Raw genomic sequence first — 15,783 nt, 5'->3', positions numbered from 1 at the left:
AAGCAAAAAACTTACAGCATACAGGAACTACACAGAATGAAAAACGCTGGTATAAAAGAGCATCCACACTCAAGCTTCAATCCCCGAAAGCTGTGAATAATATAATGCTGAGGCAGGTATTCTGACTTACTCCCCTTTGCCTGCCTTCCCACCCGCAACTAACGGACAGTGACATTTTTGATGGGCATTGGTTAACAGAGCTTACAGCTGCGGGACAGTTGCGGATTTACACCGTATTCCCTTTTAATTCTCCCGGGAACGTTCTCCCGGCAGAAACCTAAAGCATGGCAAATGTACTATTACAATTGTTAAACCGAAAGATTAATATTGGCGGCGGTTAAATTAATTTCAATAAAAGAAAACCTGCTGTTTATTAGCGTGTTTAACAGGTATAGAATAATTATATTATGACAACATCAACATTAGAAAATAGATGGCGTGCTACTTCTGCCTCAGAGGCGCGCAACAGCTCATTAAGCACCAATTTATCGCAAACAGAACGCACCCTGTCAATTGCAGGTGGTTTAAAACTGGCTCTTTCGGGCTTTAAAGGTTTATTTAAAAGCCCGTTCTCCAGTATCATTAAAATAGGTGCGGGCGGCTACCTGCTCACCCGGGGGGTTACCGGCCATTGCGAACTCTACTCGCGTATGGGCCGCAACACTACCGAGCCTGTTAACGTTAATATCCGTTCGTCTTACCTTATTAACAAACCACGACAAGAGGTATACGATTTTTGGCGTAAACTGGACAACCTGCCGCTGTTTATGAAACATCTGGAAAGTGTTGAGCAGATAGACGACAAGCGGTCGCACTGGGTGTTAAAGCTGCCCACAGGCGTTGCTAAAGTGAGCTGGGATGCCGAAATTGTAAATGATGAGCCGGGTTATGCTATTGGTTGGAGCTCGCTGCCCGGTTCGCTGATAGATAATGCAGGTAAAGTACGTTTTCAGGACAGCCCGGATGGCGAAGGCACTTTAATAGACATCGTTATATCTTACCGACCGCCGGCAGGTGGCTTTGGAGGCAGTATCGCACATATATTAAACCCTGTATTTAAAAACATGGTTGATAATGATGTACGCAACTTTAAACAATATATGGACATTGATGGAGGCGAAGCTTCGTCATCGGCATATGAAGAACCTGTTGCTATAGTAATTGAAGAAACTGTAGTTGAGCGTACATCATCAGAAGATACAGTTGCTGATGACCAGTCATCCCGTTATCAATCTCATTTAGAACCCATAGAAGAGAGGCCATCTCCGGGTAATGAACACCAGGCGATGTAAGCAACGCTTGTTATTTACAGGTATCGCTGTACAGTTAAATCACAGTTTTATGGTTACCAACTTTAGCAACTTAAATAAATAACATCAGGATAATAAAAGAGCCCCGAATTCGGGGCTCTTTTATTATCCTGGTATGGATAGATATAATTAGTTACCTACTTCTGACAAGAATTTAATGCGCATTAACTGAACTTCCTCACGGGTATAGTCGTCTGAGCCAAGTTCGGCTAAAGCGGTATCGATAGAATCAACTTCAGCCGATTTAAAGTAATCGTAAACTTCTTCCTGCTTATCCTCATCAATCATTTCATCAATGTAATAGTTAAGGTTTAGCTTAGTGCCCGAGTTAACTATAGTTTCCACTTCTTTCAGGATATCTTCATACGTAAGCCCTTTTGAAGCAGCTATATCATCAAGGTTTAAATGCCTGTCTATGTTCTGAATAATGAATACTTTTAACGCCGATTTATTTGCGGCGCTTTTTATGACCATATCTACCGGGCGGTCAATATCATTGTCCTCAACATATTTGCTGATCAGATCTACAAACGGAGCACCGAATTTGAGCGCCTTACCCGCCCCTACGCCTGATATTTGTTTCAGTTCCTCGGTATTTACCGGGTAGTGGGTGCACATTTCCTCTAACGACGGGTCCTGGAAAATGACAAACGGAGGCAGCCCTTTTTGTTTAGCCAGTTTTTTACGCAGGTCCTTAAGCATTTGCAGCAATTGGGTATCTAAAGCCCCCCCGCCTTGTTTTGGCCCTTCGTCAGTATCGTCATCATCAGTTGGTCCCATTTCCCGGTTCAGCAGAAAACGGATACTGTAAGGATTGTCAATAAATGCGTTACCAGTTTTTGTTAAGTGCAATACGCCGTATTGGTCGATGTCTTTATAGAGGAAATTATTTAGCAATGCCTGGCGCATCAGGGAGTTCCAAAGGTTTTCGCCCTGCTCAATACCCGACCCAAAATAATCCAGTTTATCGTGTTTATAGTTTTTTACCTGCGCATCATCCTTACCCATTAATATATTGATAATGTGGCAATCATCAAACTTTTCGCCTATCAGCCTGATCAGGCTTAGCACCCTGTGCAGGTGTTCTTCGCCATCAAAATGCACTTTAGGGCCGCAGCAATTATCGCACATATTGTTGCAGCCTGCTTCGTTAAAGTTCTCGCCAAAGTAATGCAATAATTGTTTACGGCGGCAAACAGACGATTCGGCGTAGTCAATAACCTCCTTCAATATCTGGGTACCTATCTCGCGCTCGGCTACAGGTTTATCCTTCATAAACTTCTGCAGCTTATCAATATCCTTACCCGAGTAAAACGCAACGCAAACCCCTTCGCCCCCATCACGGCCGGCGCGTCCGGTTTCCTGGTAATAGCCCTCCATGCTTTTCGGCATATCGTGGTGTATAACATACCTTACATCGGGCTTGTCTATACCCATGCCAAAAGCTATAGTGGCTACAATTACATCAACGTCTTCCATCAGGAATTTGTCCTGTGTATCGGCGCGCACTTTCGGGTCTAAACCGGCATGGTAAGGCAAAGCCTTTACACCGTTAAGATTAAGTGCTTCTGCAACTTCTTCAACCTTTTTACGACTAAGGCAGTATATAATACCCGATTTGCCCTGGTTTTGCTTAACAAACTTTACAATCTCCTTTATAGCGTTACGTTTGGCCCTAACCTCATAAAAAAGATTACTGCGGTTAAACGACGATTTAAAAACAGTGGCATTGTTCATTTGCAGGTTCTTTTGAATATCCTGCTGTACCTTCGGCGTAGCGGTAGCGGTAAGGGCTATAATGGGTATATCATCGCCTATGTTACTTATTACCTGGCGTATTTTGCGATATTCGGGCCTAAAATCATGCCCCCATTCAGAAATACAGTGCGCTTCGTCAACCGCAACGAACGACACCTGATTTAATCTTAAAAAATCAACGTTTTCCTGTTTCGTCAATGATTCGGGCGCTACGTACAGCAGTTTGGTTTTCCCGCTTAATACATCGTCCTTAACCTTTAATATATCTGCTTTGGTGAGTGATGAATTCAAAAAATGGGCTATGCTGTCTGAGCCGCCAAAAGCCCTTAACTGGTCTACCTGATTTTTCATTAAAGCAATAAGCGGGGATATCACAATCGCTGTGCCTTCGCTCATTAATGCCGGTAACTGGTAACACATTGATTTACCTCCGCCTGTAGGCATTATCACAAAAGTATCGTTACCGGCTAAAATATTAGTTATGATCGCTTCTTGTTCACCCTTAAAGTTATCAAACCCGAAAAAATTTTGCAGGTTATCAAAAAGCGACTTTTTAGTCTCTATCATTATTTACTTGTACGTTTGGAATTATGGTTCAAAATAACAAAAATTTATAAATAAACGGTTGGTTTTGTTAAAAATTTTATACTAAAATGATTATTTGATTAAAAACAATTTGTTTATTTATCGCTTTTACAAATGGTAAAATTTGTACTGAAATATTTAGTTTTATCGCGTAATGAATTTACAAATTAATGCACATATTTAGCATTGATTTGCCAAATTAAAATCTACAATTATACAATGAATAAAAACTATTATGCCATTATAATGGCTGGCGGTATCGGCAGTCGTTTTTGGCCTATCAGCAGAACATCGCACCCAAAGCAATTTATAGATATACTGGGTACCGGCAAAACGCTTATACAAAACACTTACGAGCGTTTTTTGAAGGTATGCCCCAAAGAAAACATTTACGTTGTTACTAACGAAAACTATACCAGCCTGGTAAAAAAGCAATTACCAGATATGGCCGACCAGCAAATATTAACCGAGCCGGTTATGCGCAATACGGCGCCATGCGTTGCATACGGTTGTTTTAAGATAGAAAGCTTGAACCCCGATGCTGCTATTGTTGTGGCCCCATCAGACCATCTGATACTTGACGAGGCTGCATTTATTGATACGATACAAAAATCGTTAGAAACCGCATCTCAAAACGACTGTTTGATAACCCTGGGCATTAAGCCTTCGAGACCGGATACCGGTTACGGCTATATACAGTATACCGATCAAATACTGAACGATGATTTTCATAAGGTGAAAACCTTTACCGAAAAGCCCACTGTTGATATTGCCAAAACCTTTATTCAAAGCGGCGATTTCTTATGGAACGCGGGAATATTTGTATGGTCGGCAAAAGCCATCGTCGATTCGTTTAACAGCCACCTGCCCGAAATGCATGAGATATTTGCCGAGGCGCGCTCGGTTTATAACACTGATGAAGAGAAGGAGTTTGTACACAAGGTATATCAACGGTGCATAAACATATCCATCGACTACGGTATTATGGAAAAGGCACCTAATGTTTACGTGCTGCCGTCTGAGTTTGGCTGGAGCGACCTGGGCACCTGGGCATCTATATACCAGCTGGCCGAGAAGGATTATGTAGGCAATGCCGTAATACCATCAGAAAAGGTTATTATGTATGACAGCAGCAATTGTATGGTAAATGTACCCGGCGAAAAGCTGGTAATACTACAAGGCCTGCACGATTACATCGTGGTAGAATCTAATAACACCCTGCTTATTTGTCCCCGCGACCAGGAGCAAAATGTCAAACAAATAGTTGCTGATGTGAAGAACAAGTTCGGGACAAAATATATTTAATAAAAGACGTTAGAGTCAAGATATAAGAATTAAGACAAGACATAAGAAAGCCCGGCTATACGTTAGCCGGGCTTTCTTATGTCTTGATTCTTGCATCATGATTCTATAAGGCCGCGCTGCCTTATCGCCTCATACAATATTACAGCTGTAGATACCGAAACATTAAGCGATTCGATCTCGCCAAACATGGGTATCTTAGCAAGATGATCGCTTATACGAATGATGTCGTTACGAATACCGTCTTCTTCTGATCCCATTATAATTGCTGTTGGCGCGGTATAATCAGGCTTGTAGATATAATCGTTTGTTTTTTCGGTGCAGCAAACCAGTTGTAATCCCGATTCCTGCAAAAATTTTACGGTTTGCATAAAGTTATCATGGCGGCATACGGGGATCTTGTATAGCGCACCAGCAGATGTTTTAATAGCGTCCGGGTTTATCTGTGCTGAGCCCTTTGCCGGGATAACTATGGCATGTACACCAGCGCACTCGGCCGTACGTGCAATAGCGCCCATATTGCGCACGTCGGTAATGCTATCCAGCACCAATATCAGGGGCACTTCACCCCTTTCAAATATATCGGGTATTATATTCTCTATTTTTTGATAAATAATAGGCGATATAAAGGCGATAACACCCTGGTGGTTTTTCATGGTGATGCGGTTCAGCTTTTCAACCGGTACCTGCTGACCTGTTACCTGGTATTCGTTCATCACCTCTTTAAGCTCATTGAGCAACCCGCCGCCCAGGCCGCGCTGCAGGTACAAAGCTTCTATTTCCTTGCCTGCCAATATCGCCTCAATCACCGCCCGAATTCCGAAAACCATCTGGTTGCCTTCGCGCGGCGGAGGTTTAGAATTATATGCCATTTTATTAAAATTATTTTCGCCAAAAGTACCTAAATTAACTCATTTAACAGTTATTGAACTTACCCGCTTAACAGTATTGTTGATAATACTTAACAATAGCAGAGACTTATAAACATCAATAGTAATCAGGTACTTATGTCGTTATTAACACGTTATAAACACTTAGTGTTAATTATTAGCGTTAAAATTTATAGTGCTGATAATGTTTTTATTATGTGGAAAACTTTGTTGTTAGCGATTTAAAAACAGCTATGAACATTTTTTATATATTTTTGTTTCATCATGACATTTGAGAACGATACTCCTAATTATAAGCCCAATTCAACCGATAGAAGAAGCAGGATAACCAACCCTACACCATATGCCGGCTTGGGCAAATTGCCACCCCAGGCAGTTGACCTTGAAGAGGCTGTTTTAGGAGCCCTGATGCTCGAAAAAGATGCCCTTTCATCCGTAATTGATGTACTAAAACCCGAGGTATTTTATAAGGATAATCACCAGAAAATATTTAACGCCATCCGCATCCTGTTCGAAAAAACATCGCCGGTAGATATCCTTACTGTTACAGCGCAGCTGCGCCAGCAGGGCGAACTGGAAATGATTGGCGGCGCGTATTACATTACCGAGTTGACTAACCGCGTAGCATCGGCAGCTAACATTGAGTATCACTCACGTATCATCATCCAGAAATTTATACAACGTGAGCTGATCAGGATATCTACTGAGGTGATCAATACCGCTTATGAAGATACCAGCGATGTATTAGACCTTTTAGATAAAGCTGAGAAGAACCTTTTTGAGATCGCGCAGAACAACCTTCGCCGGGACTCGCGCAAGATGGACGACCTGATGCACGAAGCTTTAAAGGATATTGAGGCGCTTAAAGACAAAAAAGACGGCTTAACCGGTGTTGCATCGGGTTTTACAGACCTGGATAGGATGACCTCTGGCTGGCAACGGTCTGACCTGGTTATTATAGCTGCCCGCCCGGCGATGGGTAAAACCGCCTTTGTATTAAGCTGCGCCCGCAACGCCGCGGTTGATTTTGACAAGCCCGTAGTGGTGTTCTCGCTCGAGATGTCATCCGTTCAGTTGGTTAACCGCCTAATATCCGGCGAAACCGAAATTGAACAGGAGAAGATTAGAAAAGGCACACTGGAAGAATGGGAATGGCAGCAGATCCACTCCAAAATTGGTCGCCTGGAGGCAGCGCCTTTGATCATTGATGATACCCCTTCACTAAATATATTTGAGTTTCGTGCCAAGTGCCGCCGTTTAAAATCGCAGCATGATATCCAACTGATCATTATCGATTACCTGCAGCTGATGCAGGGCAAGGCCGACGGCAAAGGCGGCAACCGCGAGCAGGAAATTGGTAGTATTTCGCGTGCGCTCAAAACCGTAGCCAAGGAACTGAATGTGCCGGTAATTGCGCTGTCGCAGTTAAGCCGTGCGGTAGAGAACAGGCCGGGTGGCTCAAAAAGGCCCATGCTGTCAGACTTGCGTGAATCCGGCTCTATTGAGCAGGATGCGGATATGGTGCTTTTTCTTTATCGTCCTGAATACTACGGGTTAGATGTGGATGAGGATAATAACCCTACACAAGGTGTTGGCGAGGTTATCATAGCCAAGCACCGTAACGGCGAAACAGGCCGTGTGCGATTAAAATTTGTGGGTAAATATGTTAAATTCACCGATCTTGACCAGGGTATGGATAGTTTTCCGCCGGCAGGTAACGCTTTTGCAGGTTTAAACCCGTCAACAGATTTTGATAGTAAACCAAGCAATTTCATTATCCGTCCATCAAGAATGGATGATATGGAGGATGAGCCCCCGTTTTAAATGACCTTAGAGCCGTGACGCTTGATCCTTGTATCTTGGCTTCTTAATAATCTTCATCATCTTCCTCAAAACCCATAGCCGAACGGTAAACAGCCTGCAATTCTGAGAACGCATGCATATCCCGTTTGGCTTTTGTTATTTCCATCCCTTTCTCGTAAGTGCTAATGGCGTCGTCTTTTCGGTTAAGGGCTTCATATAATTTACCCAGATGGTAATAAGTGCCTGTATAATTTGGGTGATTGTTTACCAGGTCTTCGTAATATCCCAGGGCGTTTCTGGTATCGTTAAGTCGCAGATATTCAGTTGCCAGCGCATATTTTAAAAATTCGTCTTCGGGTTCGTTCTGTATAAATGCCAACAGCTTTTCTAATCTGCTTATCTCCATTTTAAACTCTCTGTTTTTTAAACTAAATTTGCAGCACCCTAATTACCAATACCTGTAAATATATAAACCAATTATAATGAGTAAAATACTGGTATGTATCAGCAATGTTCCGGATACCACTACAAAAATAACCTTTACAGATAACAACACCCAATTTAATACAAACGGGGTTCAGTTTATCCTTAACCCATATGACGAAATAGCGCTTGCCCGCGCAATTGAATTAACTGATGGCGGCAAAGGCAGCGTAACTGTAATTAATGTTGGCGAAGCAAACACCGAAGCTACCATACGTAAGGCACTGGCTATTGGCGCTGCTGACGCGGTACGTATAAATGCCAAACCGCAGGATGCCTGGTACGTTGCATATCAAATTGCAGAGTATGTTAAAGCAAACCCCTTTGACTTGATACTTACCGGCCGCGAATCTATTGATTACAATGGCTCCAAAGTTGCCGGTATGCTGGGCGAATTGCTCGACATCCCTTCTGTATCTATCATCAAAAAGCTGGACGCAACCGACAGCGAAGCAACCGTTGAGCGCGAAATTGAAGGCGGAAAAGAAGTACTTACAATTCCCTTCCCCTTTGTGGCGGGTTGCGCCGAAGGTGTTGCCGAACCTAAAATACCAAACATGCGTGGTATAATGGGCGCACGTACCAAACCATTAACTGTTGTTGAAGCTGTTGAGGTACAAACGCTATCGCAGATTATCAGTTACGAAACGCCCGCGCCGCGCGGCCAGGTTAATTTGGTTCCGGCAGATGACCCGGCAAAACTGGTTGACTTGCTGCACACACAAGCAAGGGTTATATAATTTAGGTTTTAACGATCAATATTCAAATATGTCAGTTTTAATATACGCGGAAAATGCAGCCGGAAAGTTCAAGAAATCAACTTTCGAAGCGGTATCATACGCCAAAGCAATTGCTGCTCAAAATAACACCAACCTTATAGCCATTTCAATTGGTGATGTTGCTAACGAGGAATTAGCCGCCCTAGGCAAATACGGCGCCGAAAAAGTTTTAAACGTATCTAATGAGAAATTAAAGAATTTTATAAACCAGGCCTATGCCTCGGTTATTGCCGAAGCAGCAAAAACTAATGGTGCTGATATCGTAGTGTTATCAAATTCCTTCAGCGGGCGTGGCCTTGCTCCTCGCCTGGGCGTTAAACTGCAAGCCGGCGTAGCCGATGGCGCGGTTGCACTGCCCGAACAGAACGGCGGAAAATTCACCGTTAAAAAAACGGCGTTCTCGGGCAAGGCGTTTGCCACCGTCGAGTTAACATCGGCTAACAAGGTTATAGCGCTTACCCCAAATTCATATAAAGTTGTTGAAGGTGGTTCTGCAGCACCGGTGGAAGATTTCAATGCAGAAGCAAAGGCATCCGACTTTAAGGAAATGATCAAAGACATCGTACGGTCGACAGATAAGGTATCGCTGCCTGATGCAGAGATAGTAGTATCGGCCGGTCGTGGTATGAAAGGCCCCGAAAATTGGGGTATGATAGAAGAACTGGCCAACCTGTTGGGAGCAGCTACCGCCTGCTCTAAACCTGTATCAGACGCCGGCTGGCGCCCGCACGAAGAGCACGTTGGGCAAACCGGTATCGCTGTTAGCCCAAATTTGTATATTGCTATAGGTATTTCGGGCGCTATACAACATCTTGCAGGTATAAGTTCGTCAAAAGTTATCGTTGTTATCAACAAAGATGCCGAGGCGCCGTTCTTTAAGGTAGCTGATTATGGCATTGTTGGCGACGCCTTTGAGGTATTACCAAAATTAATTGCCGCTGTTAAGGAATATAAAGCATCAGCTTAAAAAGAAATCGCTGTGATGGGTAACGACATGAAAAAGATCAAGCTGGATATTGTAGGGTTATCTTACAGTCAAACACAGTCAGGCGCTTATGCTTTGGTTCTGGGCGAAGTAAGCGGCCGACGCAGGCTGCCAATCATTATTGGCAGCTTTGAGGCGCAAGCTATTGCAATAGAGATAGAAAAGATGACACCCAGCCGGCCATTAACGCACGATTTGTTCAAGAGCCTTGGCCAGGCGTTCAATATCACCGTTCAGGAAATTATAATTTATAACCTGGTTGATGGTATCTTTTATTCAAAGCTTATTTGTAGCGACGGAAAAAAAACGATAGAGATAGACGCCCGTACATCTGATGCCATTGCGATATCCGTAAGGTTTGAATGTCCTATTTATACTTATGAGTTTATTCTTTCAACAGCAGGTATAGTTATCGAAGGTAACGATTTTGTTTACCTGGAGAACATAAATGAAACTCCTGAAGAAAAAACTCATACTTCAGCAACAGGCACTTATACGTCGTTGAGCGACGATGAACTAAAAACCCGCCTGCAGCAAGCACTGGCCGAAGAGGCTTATGAAAAGGCAGCTAAGATACGCGATGAACTAAATAAGCGTAAATCATCGTAAAAGGTACAAACAAAAAGAGCGGGTAAATTACCCGCTCTTTTTGTTTGATATATCAGCTTAAAAGTTTACACCAATATTAATAGCCGATACGCTATTCCTTAGCGTAGAGCCAGTGTTATTTTTCGCAATATCGTTAATCCCTGCCTGGCCATTAAGCTCTATAAACAATTTAGCTTTCTCTGCAAGCGGGAACTTAACACCAATACCCAGGTCGGCACCAAAATCGGTAGAGTTGAAAATTGGTTTCAAATCTGTACCACCTGCGGTTTCTGTTGCGTTAAGCAGAATGCCAACATACGGGCCAAAGTTTAAATACCAGTTTTTGGTACCGCCAAAGTGCCAGTTAGCCATTACGGGGATGGTGATGTAGTTAACCTGGTAATTTGTTGTAAAATTGTTGAGGTAACCATTGTTCCAGCCTTTTTGATCGTAACTTACCTTCGCTTTAAAGCTCCATGTTTCAGAAAAGTAATGATCGGCAGATACCCCAAGGTTAAAGCCAATGCGGGGGTCATCATTGTTAACACCGCTGGCCGACACATTGGCTATGTTTAAGCCTACGTTTAAACCTAATTCGGTTTTGCCTTTTGATTGAGAGAACGCTGCCGTAGATGCAGCCAGAATAATAAGTACTGAAGTAAAAAATTTGTTCATAAATTGTGATTAAAGTTGGCGCGAAGATAATTAATTTATCAAACCGTTTACTATATACCCCGTTGTTAAACGTTGCTTTTATAGCTTTCTCATATCGCTTAATTTCGCTATTTTCCGCCTTTATTTTCAAAACTATTAATTGTTTAAACCAGTGCTGTATGAATATTAAGTTACGCTTAATACTGATGAATTTTATGCAATTTTTTATATGGGGAGCGTGGCTGCTAACCATTGGTGCATACTGGTTTCAAAACAAAAATTGGTCGGGCGCGCAGTTTGGGGCCATCTTTTCAACTATGGGCATAGCTTCTATTTTTATGCCAACCCTTACCGGTATCCTGTCAGACAGGTTCATCAACGCCGAAAAACTTTATGGAATAATGCACTTGCTGGGGGCTGCAACACTGTGCGCGCTACCAATGGTAACCAACCCGGCAACTTTTTTTTGGGTAATGCTGTTAAATATGGCTTTTTATATGCCTACCTTATCATTATCTATCACTGTAGCTTACTCTGCCTTAAAAAGCCAAAAGATAGATGTAGTGAAAGCTTACCCGCCTATACGCACATGGGGCACGGTGGGCTTTATCGCTGCATTATGGGCTGTAAGTTTAACAGACAACGAAACGTCCGCCAATCAATTTTACATAGCGGCCGCAGTTGCCGCTACCTTGGGTATTTATTCGTTTACATTGCCTAAATGTTTACCCATGTTAAAAAAGGCAGCAACCAGGTCGTTTGCAAACAGCTTCGGTTTAAATGCGTTCGCATTGTTCAAATCGTCAAGGTTTGCCATTTTCTTTGCGTTCTCGTTGTTATTGGGCGCTGCCTTGCAGCTAACAAATGCTTACGGCGATACCTACCTGCATGATTTTAAAAATGTAGCGGCTTATAAAGATACTATTGCGGTTAAAGTGCCTGCAATCATCATGTCGATATCGCAGATATCCGAAACATTATTCATCCTGGCTATACCGTTCTTTCTGCGTAAATTTGGTATAAAGTACGTTATGCTGTTCAGCATGATAGCCTGGGTGCTGCGGTTCGGCCTTTTTGCGTTTGGCAACCCTGCCGATGGTTTATGGATGATCATCCTATCGTGCATTGTGTACGGTATGGCGTTCGATTTCTTTAATATCTCAGGTTCGTTGTTTGTAGAAACGCAGGCTGCACCCGAGATCCGCGGAAGCGCGCAAGGCTTGTTTATGATGATGGTTAACGGTTTTGGCGCCTTCTTCGGCAGCAATATCAGCGGTTGGCTTATTGATAAATATTTTATACTGGCCAATGGCCAAAAAGACTGGCATGGCATCTGGCTAAGCTTTGCCGGTTATGCTTTAGCTATTGCCATAATTTTTCCGTTTGTGTTTAAATATAAGCACAATGCGGCCCTTAAACATGCTATAGAAAACGCCTGACGATGAAAAAGCACTACCGGCAGGGAAATGACTGCCTTAACTGCGGTACCAACTTACAAGGTAAATTTTGCCATAACTGCGGGCAGGAAAACCTGGAAATGAAAGAAAGTTTTGGGCATATGATAACTCATGCGGTGAGTGATTACTTTCATTTTGACGACCAGTTTTTTCACACGCTTAATCCATTATTGTTTAAACCCGGCAAACTCACTAACGAATACCTGGCCGGCCGCAGGGCGCAATACCTGCACCCCGTTAAAATGTACATTTTTATAAGTCTGGTATTTTTTTTATTCTTCTTTCAGAACAAAAAACATAACATTTTAACTGTAAGAGACAGTAAACAAAGCGAGTCTGTACTTTCTGACAGTTTAAAAAAGGCGGTGAAAAAAGACATTAACAATGACAAGCACCTGACCCCGCAGCAAAAGGACGCCATTTCTGAAAAACTGACGACAAAAAACGATAGCTCAGATAATGCTGCCGCGAAAAAAATTAAAAAGAAATCAGACGGTGACGGCAATTTTACGGTATTTGGAAGCAACGCTAATGAAAAGACTTATGAGGAGTATCTGGCTAATCAAAGTAAGCTTGCCCCGGGCGAACGAGATAACTTTATAGAGCGCTATTTTATCAAAAAAAGCTACGACTGGAAAAACCAGGGAAAGAATGCGACTGAAATTTTTATCGAGGGGTTTAAACACAATATCCCTAAAATGATGTTCCTGCTGTTGCCGTTATTTGCTTTAATACTGAAAATAGCTTTTTGGAAAAATCGAAAACTATATGTAGAACATTTGATCTATTCCATCCATCTGCACTGCTTTTTATTCCTGTTTCTTACTGTCGTATTGATCATTAGCATGATATTACCTGCCAGTTGGGATACCGTGATGGATTGGGTAGGAATTGCGGCTTATATCATAATACTTTGGTACGTGTACCGGTCTTTCAGAACCGTTTACAACCGCAGCAGATGGCGCACGGTAAGCAAACTGATAGGCGTTTCATTAATGTATTTGTTTGTGTTTTGCATGTGCTCTTTGATCCTGGTAGGAATCACCGCTCTAACATCGATATAAACCGGCTACTATAAAAAAGGCTTGCGCAAAATATCTGTACAAGCCTTTTTTGAAATCAATTAGATGATATTATAAAAACGCGTAGCCTAAGCTCAGGTTAAATAGGCTTACACGGGTTTTGTAATTAGTAGAGCCGTCGAAATAATTTTGCTTGGTTAAGCCAGCTTCATAACGCAGGTCTATAGATATCTTCCTGATATCAATACCTGCACCTGCTGTTATAGCAAAGTTAGAGCTTTTGTAATCAAACCTGGCGGCGTTGCCAACAGCGGATCCAAAGTTATTGTCCTTGTTTATAGCGAACGACAATAGCGGTCCGGCGTAAAACCTGCCGCCCAAACCAAATGCGCCAATTTTGCCGCCCAAAAGTAAAGGCACATCAATGCTGGTAAATTTTGCATTACGGGCGGGGCCGTTGCTGTTATTGATATCTACATTTTTGCTGGTTATATAAAGTTCGGGCTGAAAGTTAAAGCCTAACGCACCAAACCTTGCCCATAGCCCACCGAGGTAGCCGGCGCGATTCTCGCTGCTGAATGTACTGCCCGAATTTGACAGGCTTGATAGGTTTACACCGCCTTTTATACCAACCTGCACTTTTGGCAATATTTGCGCGTTTGATATTGTTGTAACAGCTAAAGCTATCCCAAGGGTAAGTATTAATTTTTTCATGGTTTTTGTTGATTTTATTAGTTAACAGGATAAATATACGTTTTGTTTGAAAATGAAATATCCGGCTACTGTTAAGCAGACCGGATATTTTAACCGTGATATATAATTAGGCGTTATAATGATAGGCGACCCTGGTAGTAATCTAATATTTTGTTGTAAATGTAACAGTCGTAACGGGCGTTGATCAGGTTCAGGTTGGCCCTGTCGAGGTAGTTTTTGGCTAATACATAATCAACAGACGTTAATACACCCGCGTTAAAGCGTATCTCGGCAATCCTGAACGATTCGGCGTAAGCTTTAACCTGTTCTTGCAGCGCCTTGTATCTTTCAAGGGCGTTACTCATATTCAAATAAGCCTGCTCAACGTCCTGACGCAACTTTATCTTGGTATTTTCCTCAACATACTTGTAGTTCTGTAAGTCAATTTTTGCCAACGTTACCTTATTGCGATTTTGAAAATAGTTTAAGATGGGTATCCGTACGCTTACACCAAACTGGTTATAAAAGTTGTTTTTGAACTGGTCGCCGTACGGGATGGCCACATCATTTATTTTGGCAGCGCTCGAATAATTAGTATTCAATCCTCCAAATAATGATATTGTTGGATACAAAGCCCCTTTGGCAGCGGCAACACCTTTTTCGGCGCTTTGGCGCCTTAATGTTGCTGCTTTTACGTAAGCCAGCTGCGCTAAAGCTGTTTGGTAAATCTCGTCGGATGTGCCGTTTTGTCTTAATATTTCCGCCCCGGTTAACTTTTCAAATTTAATATCGGGTCGGTATGGTATGTTTAGTATCTGTAACAAGTTTAGTTTTGATGTTTGGAGCACAGCTTTGGCATTTACGTAAGTTACCTGGTTATCGGCGTATGTACCTTTCAGATCATAAAAGTCATTGGGCTGTTTATTCGCACCCTGCTTTTCTAAAATGTCCAATCTGTCAAGTTGTTTTTTGGAAACCTCTACCTGGTTTTGTACCTGGGCAAGCGCCTCGGTATTATTAAGCACTTGCAAATAAGCGGTTATGGTATTAATGGTTATCGCATCTTTTGCTTGCTGCAGGTCCATCTCTCCTGCCTTGTACGCAAGCGACGTTTGTTTTATCCTGTTTAAATTTTGCAATCCGCTAAACAAGGTTAAGTCGGCATTGGCACTGTAACTCGCAAATTTTGTAGATGCATTAACATAAGTATAATCAACCTGGTTAAGGCTGCGGCCATTACTAATACCATGATCAACCTGCGCGCTAATTGCCGGCAGCAGGTTTTCCTTAGCCTGGTTCTTATCAACTTTTGCAACTTGTAGCTGCAGTTCACTTTTCTTTACATCAAGGTTGTTTTTTACAGCTATATCAATGCATTGCTGCAGGGTTAGTACGCTATCAACCGCCTGACTGTGTGCCAGTGCCGGTGCTATTGTAATTAAGCTAAAAAGTAAAAATTTAAAGTATCGCATTT

The 15,783-nt window shown here is 42.4% G+C and carries 14 protein-coding genes and 1 riboswitch; of the genes, 8 read left to right on the top strand and 6 right to left on the bottom strand.

Annotated elements, in window-relative coordinates; all coding sequences use genetic code 11:
- Positions 1-93: 93 nt before the first annotated feature.
- A riboswitch (cobalamin riboswitch) is annotated at positions 94-296 on the bottom strand.
- A 111-nt stretch (positions 297-407) separates the two neighbouring features.
- Entirely contained in the window at positions 408-1,292 is an 885-nt protein-coding gene (locus HDC91_RS01765) for an SRPBCC family protein (protein WP_183547918.1), read from the top strand.
- 147 nt (positions 1,293-1,439) lie between these two features.
- On the opposite strand, the gene recQ is transcribed toward HDC91_RS01765, so the two are convergent.
- Positions 1,440-3,632 (bottom strand): DNA helicase RecQ, encoded by a 2,193-nt coding sequence (recQ, locus tag HDC91_RS01760; RefSeq protein ID WP_183550842.1) that lies wholly within the window; start codon positions 3,630-3,632, stop codon positions 1,440-1,442.
- 240 nt (positions 3,633-3,872) lie between these two features.
- Between recQ and HDC91_RS01755 the strand changes: the two genes are divergently transcribed.
- Positions 3,873-4,958, top strand: a complete 1,086-nt coding sequence (locus HDC91_RS01755) for a mannose-1-phosphate guanylyltransferase (protein ID WP_162432517.1) — start codon at positions 3,873-3,875, stop codon at positions 4,956-4,958.
- Positions 4,959-5,053: 95 nt separating this feature from the next.
- Here HDC91_RS01755 and rlmB read toward each other — a convergent pair whose 3' ends face one another.
- Positions 5,054-5,827 (bottom strand): 23S rRNA (guanosine(2251)-2'-O)-methyltransferase RlmB, encoded by a 774-nt coding sequence (gene rlmB, locus HDC91_RS01750; protein ID WP_255476635.1) that lies wholly within the window; start codon positions 5,825-5,827, stop codon positions 5,054-5,056.
- A 282-nt stretch (positions 5,828-6,109) separates the two neighbouring features.
- On the opposite strand from rlmB, the gene dnaB reads away from it, so the two are divergent.
- Complete coding sequence (dnaB, locus tag HDC91_RS01745) at positions 6,110-7,669, top strand: replicative DNA helicase (RefSeq protein ID WP_162432518.1); 1,560 nt, start codon at positions 6,110-6,112, stop codon at positions 7,667-7,669.
- A gap of 43 nt (positions 7,670-7,712) precedes the next feature.
- Here dnaB and HDC91_RS01740 read toward each other — a convergent pair whose 3' ends face one another.
- On the bottom strand, positions 7,713-8,054 hold the full coding sequence (locus HDC91_RS01740; protein ID WP_183547916.1) for a tetratricopeptide repeat protein: 342 nt from the start codon (positions 8,052-8,054) through the stop codon (positions 7,713-7,715).
- Between the two features lie 76 nt (positions 8,055-8,130).
- Between HDC91_RS01740 and HDC91_RS01735 the strand changes: the two genes are divergently transcribed.
- The 3 genes from HDC91_RS01735 to HDC91_RS01725 are packed head-to-tail and all read left to right on the top strand — an operon-like array spanning position 8,131 to position 10,504.
- On the top strand, positions 8,131-8,871 hold the full coding sequence (locus HDC91_RS01735; protein ID WP_183547914.1) for an electron transfer flavoprotein subunit beta/FixA family protein: 741 nt from the start codon (positions 8,131-8,133) through the stop codon (positions 8,869-8,871).
- 28 nt (positions 8,872-8,899) lie between these two features.
- Positions 8,900-9,877 carry an electron transfer flavoprotein subunit alpha/FixB family protein gene (locus tag HDC91_RS01730; RefSeq protein ID WP_183547912.1) on the top strand — a complete coding sequence of 326 codons (978 nt, stop codon included), beginning with the start codon at positions 8,900-8,902 and terminating at the stop codon, positions 9,875-9,877.
- A 27-nt stretch (positions 9,878-9,904) separates the two neighbouring features.
- Positions 9,905-10,504, top strand: coding sequence for a bifunctional nuclease family protein (locus HDC91_RS01725; protein ID WP_183547910.1), 600 nt, complete (start codon positions 9,905-9,907; stop codon positions 10,502-10,504).
- A gap of 57 nt (positions 10,505-10,561) precedes the next feature.
- On the opposite strand, the gene HDC91_RS01720 is transcribed toward HDC91_RS01725, so the two are convergent.
- The gene (locus HDC91_RS01720) at positions 10,562-11,158 is read right to left on the bottom strand and encodes a porin family protein (protein ID WP_183547908.1); all 597 of its coding nucleotides are present in this window, start codon (positions 11,156-11,158) and stop codon (positions 10,562-10,564) included.
- 158 nt (positions 11,159-11,316) lie between these two features.
- Here HDC91_RS01720 and HDC91_RS01715 point away from each other — a divergent pair, with 158 nt between their 5' ends.
- Together HDC91_RS01715 and HDC91_RS01710 are read left to right on the top strand one after the other, a co-directional pair.
- Positions 11,317-12,576: a nucleoside permease gene (locus tag HDC91_RS01715; RefSeq protein WP_183547906.1), complete on the top strand. Its 1,260-nt coding sequence runs from the start codon at positions 11,317-11,319 to the stop codon at positions 12,574-12,576.
- A 2-nt stretch (positions 12,577-12,578) separates the two neighbouring features.
- Positions 12,579-13,658, top strand: a complete 1,080-nt coding sequence (locus tag HDC91_RS01710; RefSeq protein ID WP_183547904.1) for a DUF3667 domain-containing protein — start codon at positions 12,579-12,581, stop codon at positions 13,656-13,658.
- Positions 13,659-13,727: 69 nt separating this feature from the next.
- Here the strand turns inward: HDC91_RS01710 and HDC91_RS01705 are convergent, their stop codons facing one another.
- Positions 13,728-14,330, bottom strand: a complete 603-nt coding sequence (locus tag HDC91_RS01705; protein WP_183547902.1) for a porin family protein — start codon at positions 14,328-14,330, stop codon at positions 13,728-13,730.
- A 113-nt stretch (positions 14,331-14,443) separates the two neighbouring features.
- Positions 14,444-15,781, bottom strand: coding sequence for a TolC family protein (locus HDC91_RS01700; protein WP_162432527.1), 1,338 nt, complete (start codon positions 15,779-15,781; stop codon positions 14,444-14,446).
- Positions 15,782-15,783: the final 2 nt, after the last annotated feature.

This window comes from Mucilaginibacter sp. AK015 (genome assembly GCF_014200785.1).
GTDB lineage: Bacteria > Bacteroidota > Bacteroidia > Sphingobacteriales > Sphingobacteriaceae > Mucilaginibacter.
This window is presented reverse-complemented; position numbering and strand designations above follow the sequence as displayed.

Bases quoted from the DNA above. Each gene is read 5' to 3' on its own strand.
- dnaB (WP_162432518.1), top strand. From the start codon at position 6,110: ATGACATTTGAGAACGATACTCCTAATTATAAGCCCAATTCAACCGAT.
- HDC91_RS01725 (WP_183547910.1), top strand. From the start codon at position 9,905: ATGAAAAAGATCAAGCTGGATATTGTAGGGTTATCTTACAGTCAAACA.
- HDC91_RS01735 (WP_183547914.1), top strand. From the start codon at position 8,131: ATGAGTAAAATACTGGTATGTATCAGCAATGTTCCGGATACCACTACA.
- HDC91_RS01710 (WP_183547904.1), top strand. From the start codon at position 12,579: ATGAAAAAGCACTACCGGCAGGGAAATGACTGCCTTAACTGCGGTACC.
- rlmB (WP_255476635.1), bottom strand. From the start codon at position 5,827: ATGGCATATAATTCTAAACCTCCGCCGCGCGAAGGCAACCAGATGGTT.
- HDC91_RS01720 (WP_183547908.1), bottom strand. From the start codon at position 11,158: ATGAACAAATTTTTTACTTCAGTACTTATTATTCTGGCTGCATCTACG.
- HDC91_RS01730 (WP_183547912.1), top strand. From the start codon at position 8,900: ATGTCAGTTTTAATATACGCGGAAAATGCAGCCGGAAAGTTCAAGAAA.
- HDC91_RS01700 (WP_162432527.1), bottom strand. From the start codon at position 15,781: ATGCGATACTTTAAATTTTTACTTTTTAGCTTAATTACAATAGCACCG.
- HDC91_RS01765 (WP_183547918.1), top strand. From the start codon at position 408: ATGACAACATCAACATTAGAAAATAGATGGCGTGCTACTTCTGCCTCA.
- HDC91_RS01740 (WP_183547916.1), bottom strand. From the start codon at position 8,054: ATGGAGATAAGCAGATTAGAAAAGCTGTTGGCATTTATACAGAACGAA.
- HDC91_RS01705 (WP_183547902.1), bottom strand. From the start codon at position 14,330: ATGAAAAAATTAATACTTACCCTTGGGATAGCTTTAGCTGTTACAACA.
- HDC91_RS01755 (WP_162432517.1), top strand. From the start codon at position 3,873: ATGAATAAAAACTATTATGCCATTATAATGGCTGGCGGTATCGGCAGT.
- HDC91_RS01715 (WP_183547906.1), top strand. From the start codon at position 11,317: ATGAATATTAAGTTACGCTTAATACTGATGAATTTTATGCAATTTTTT.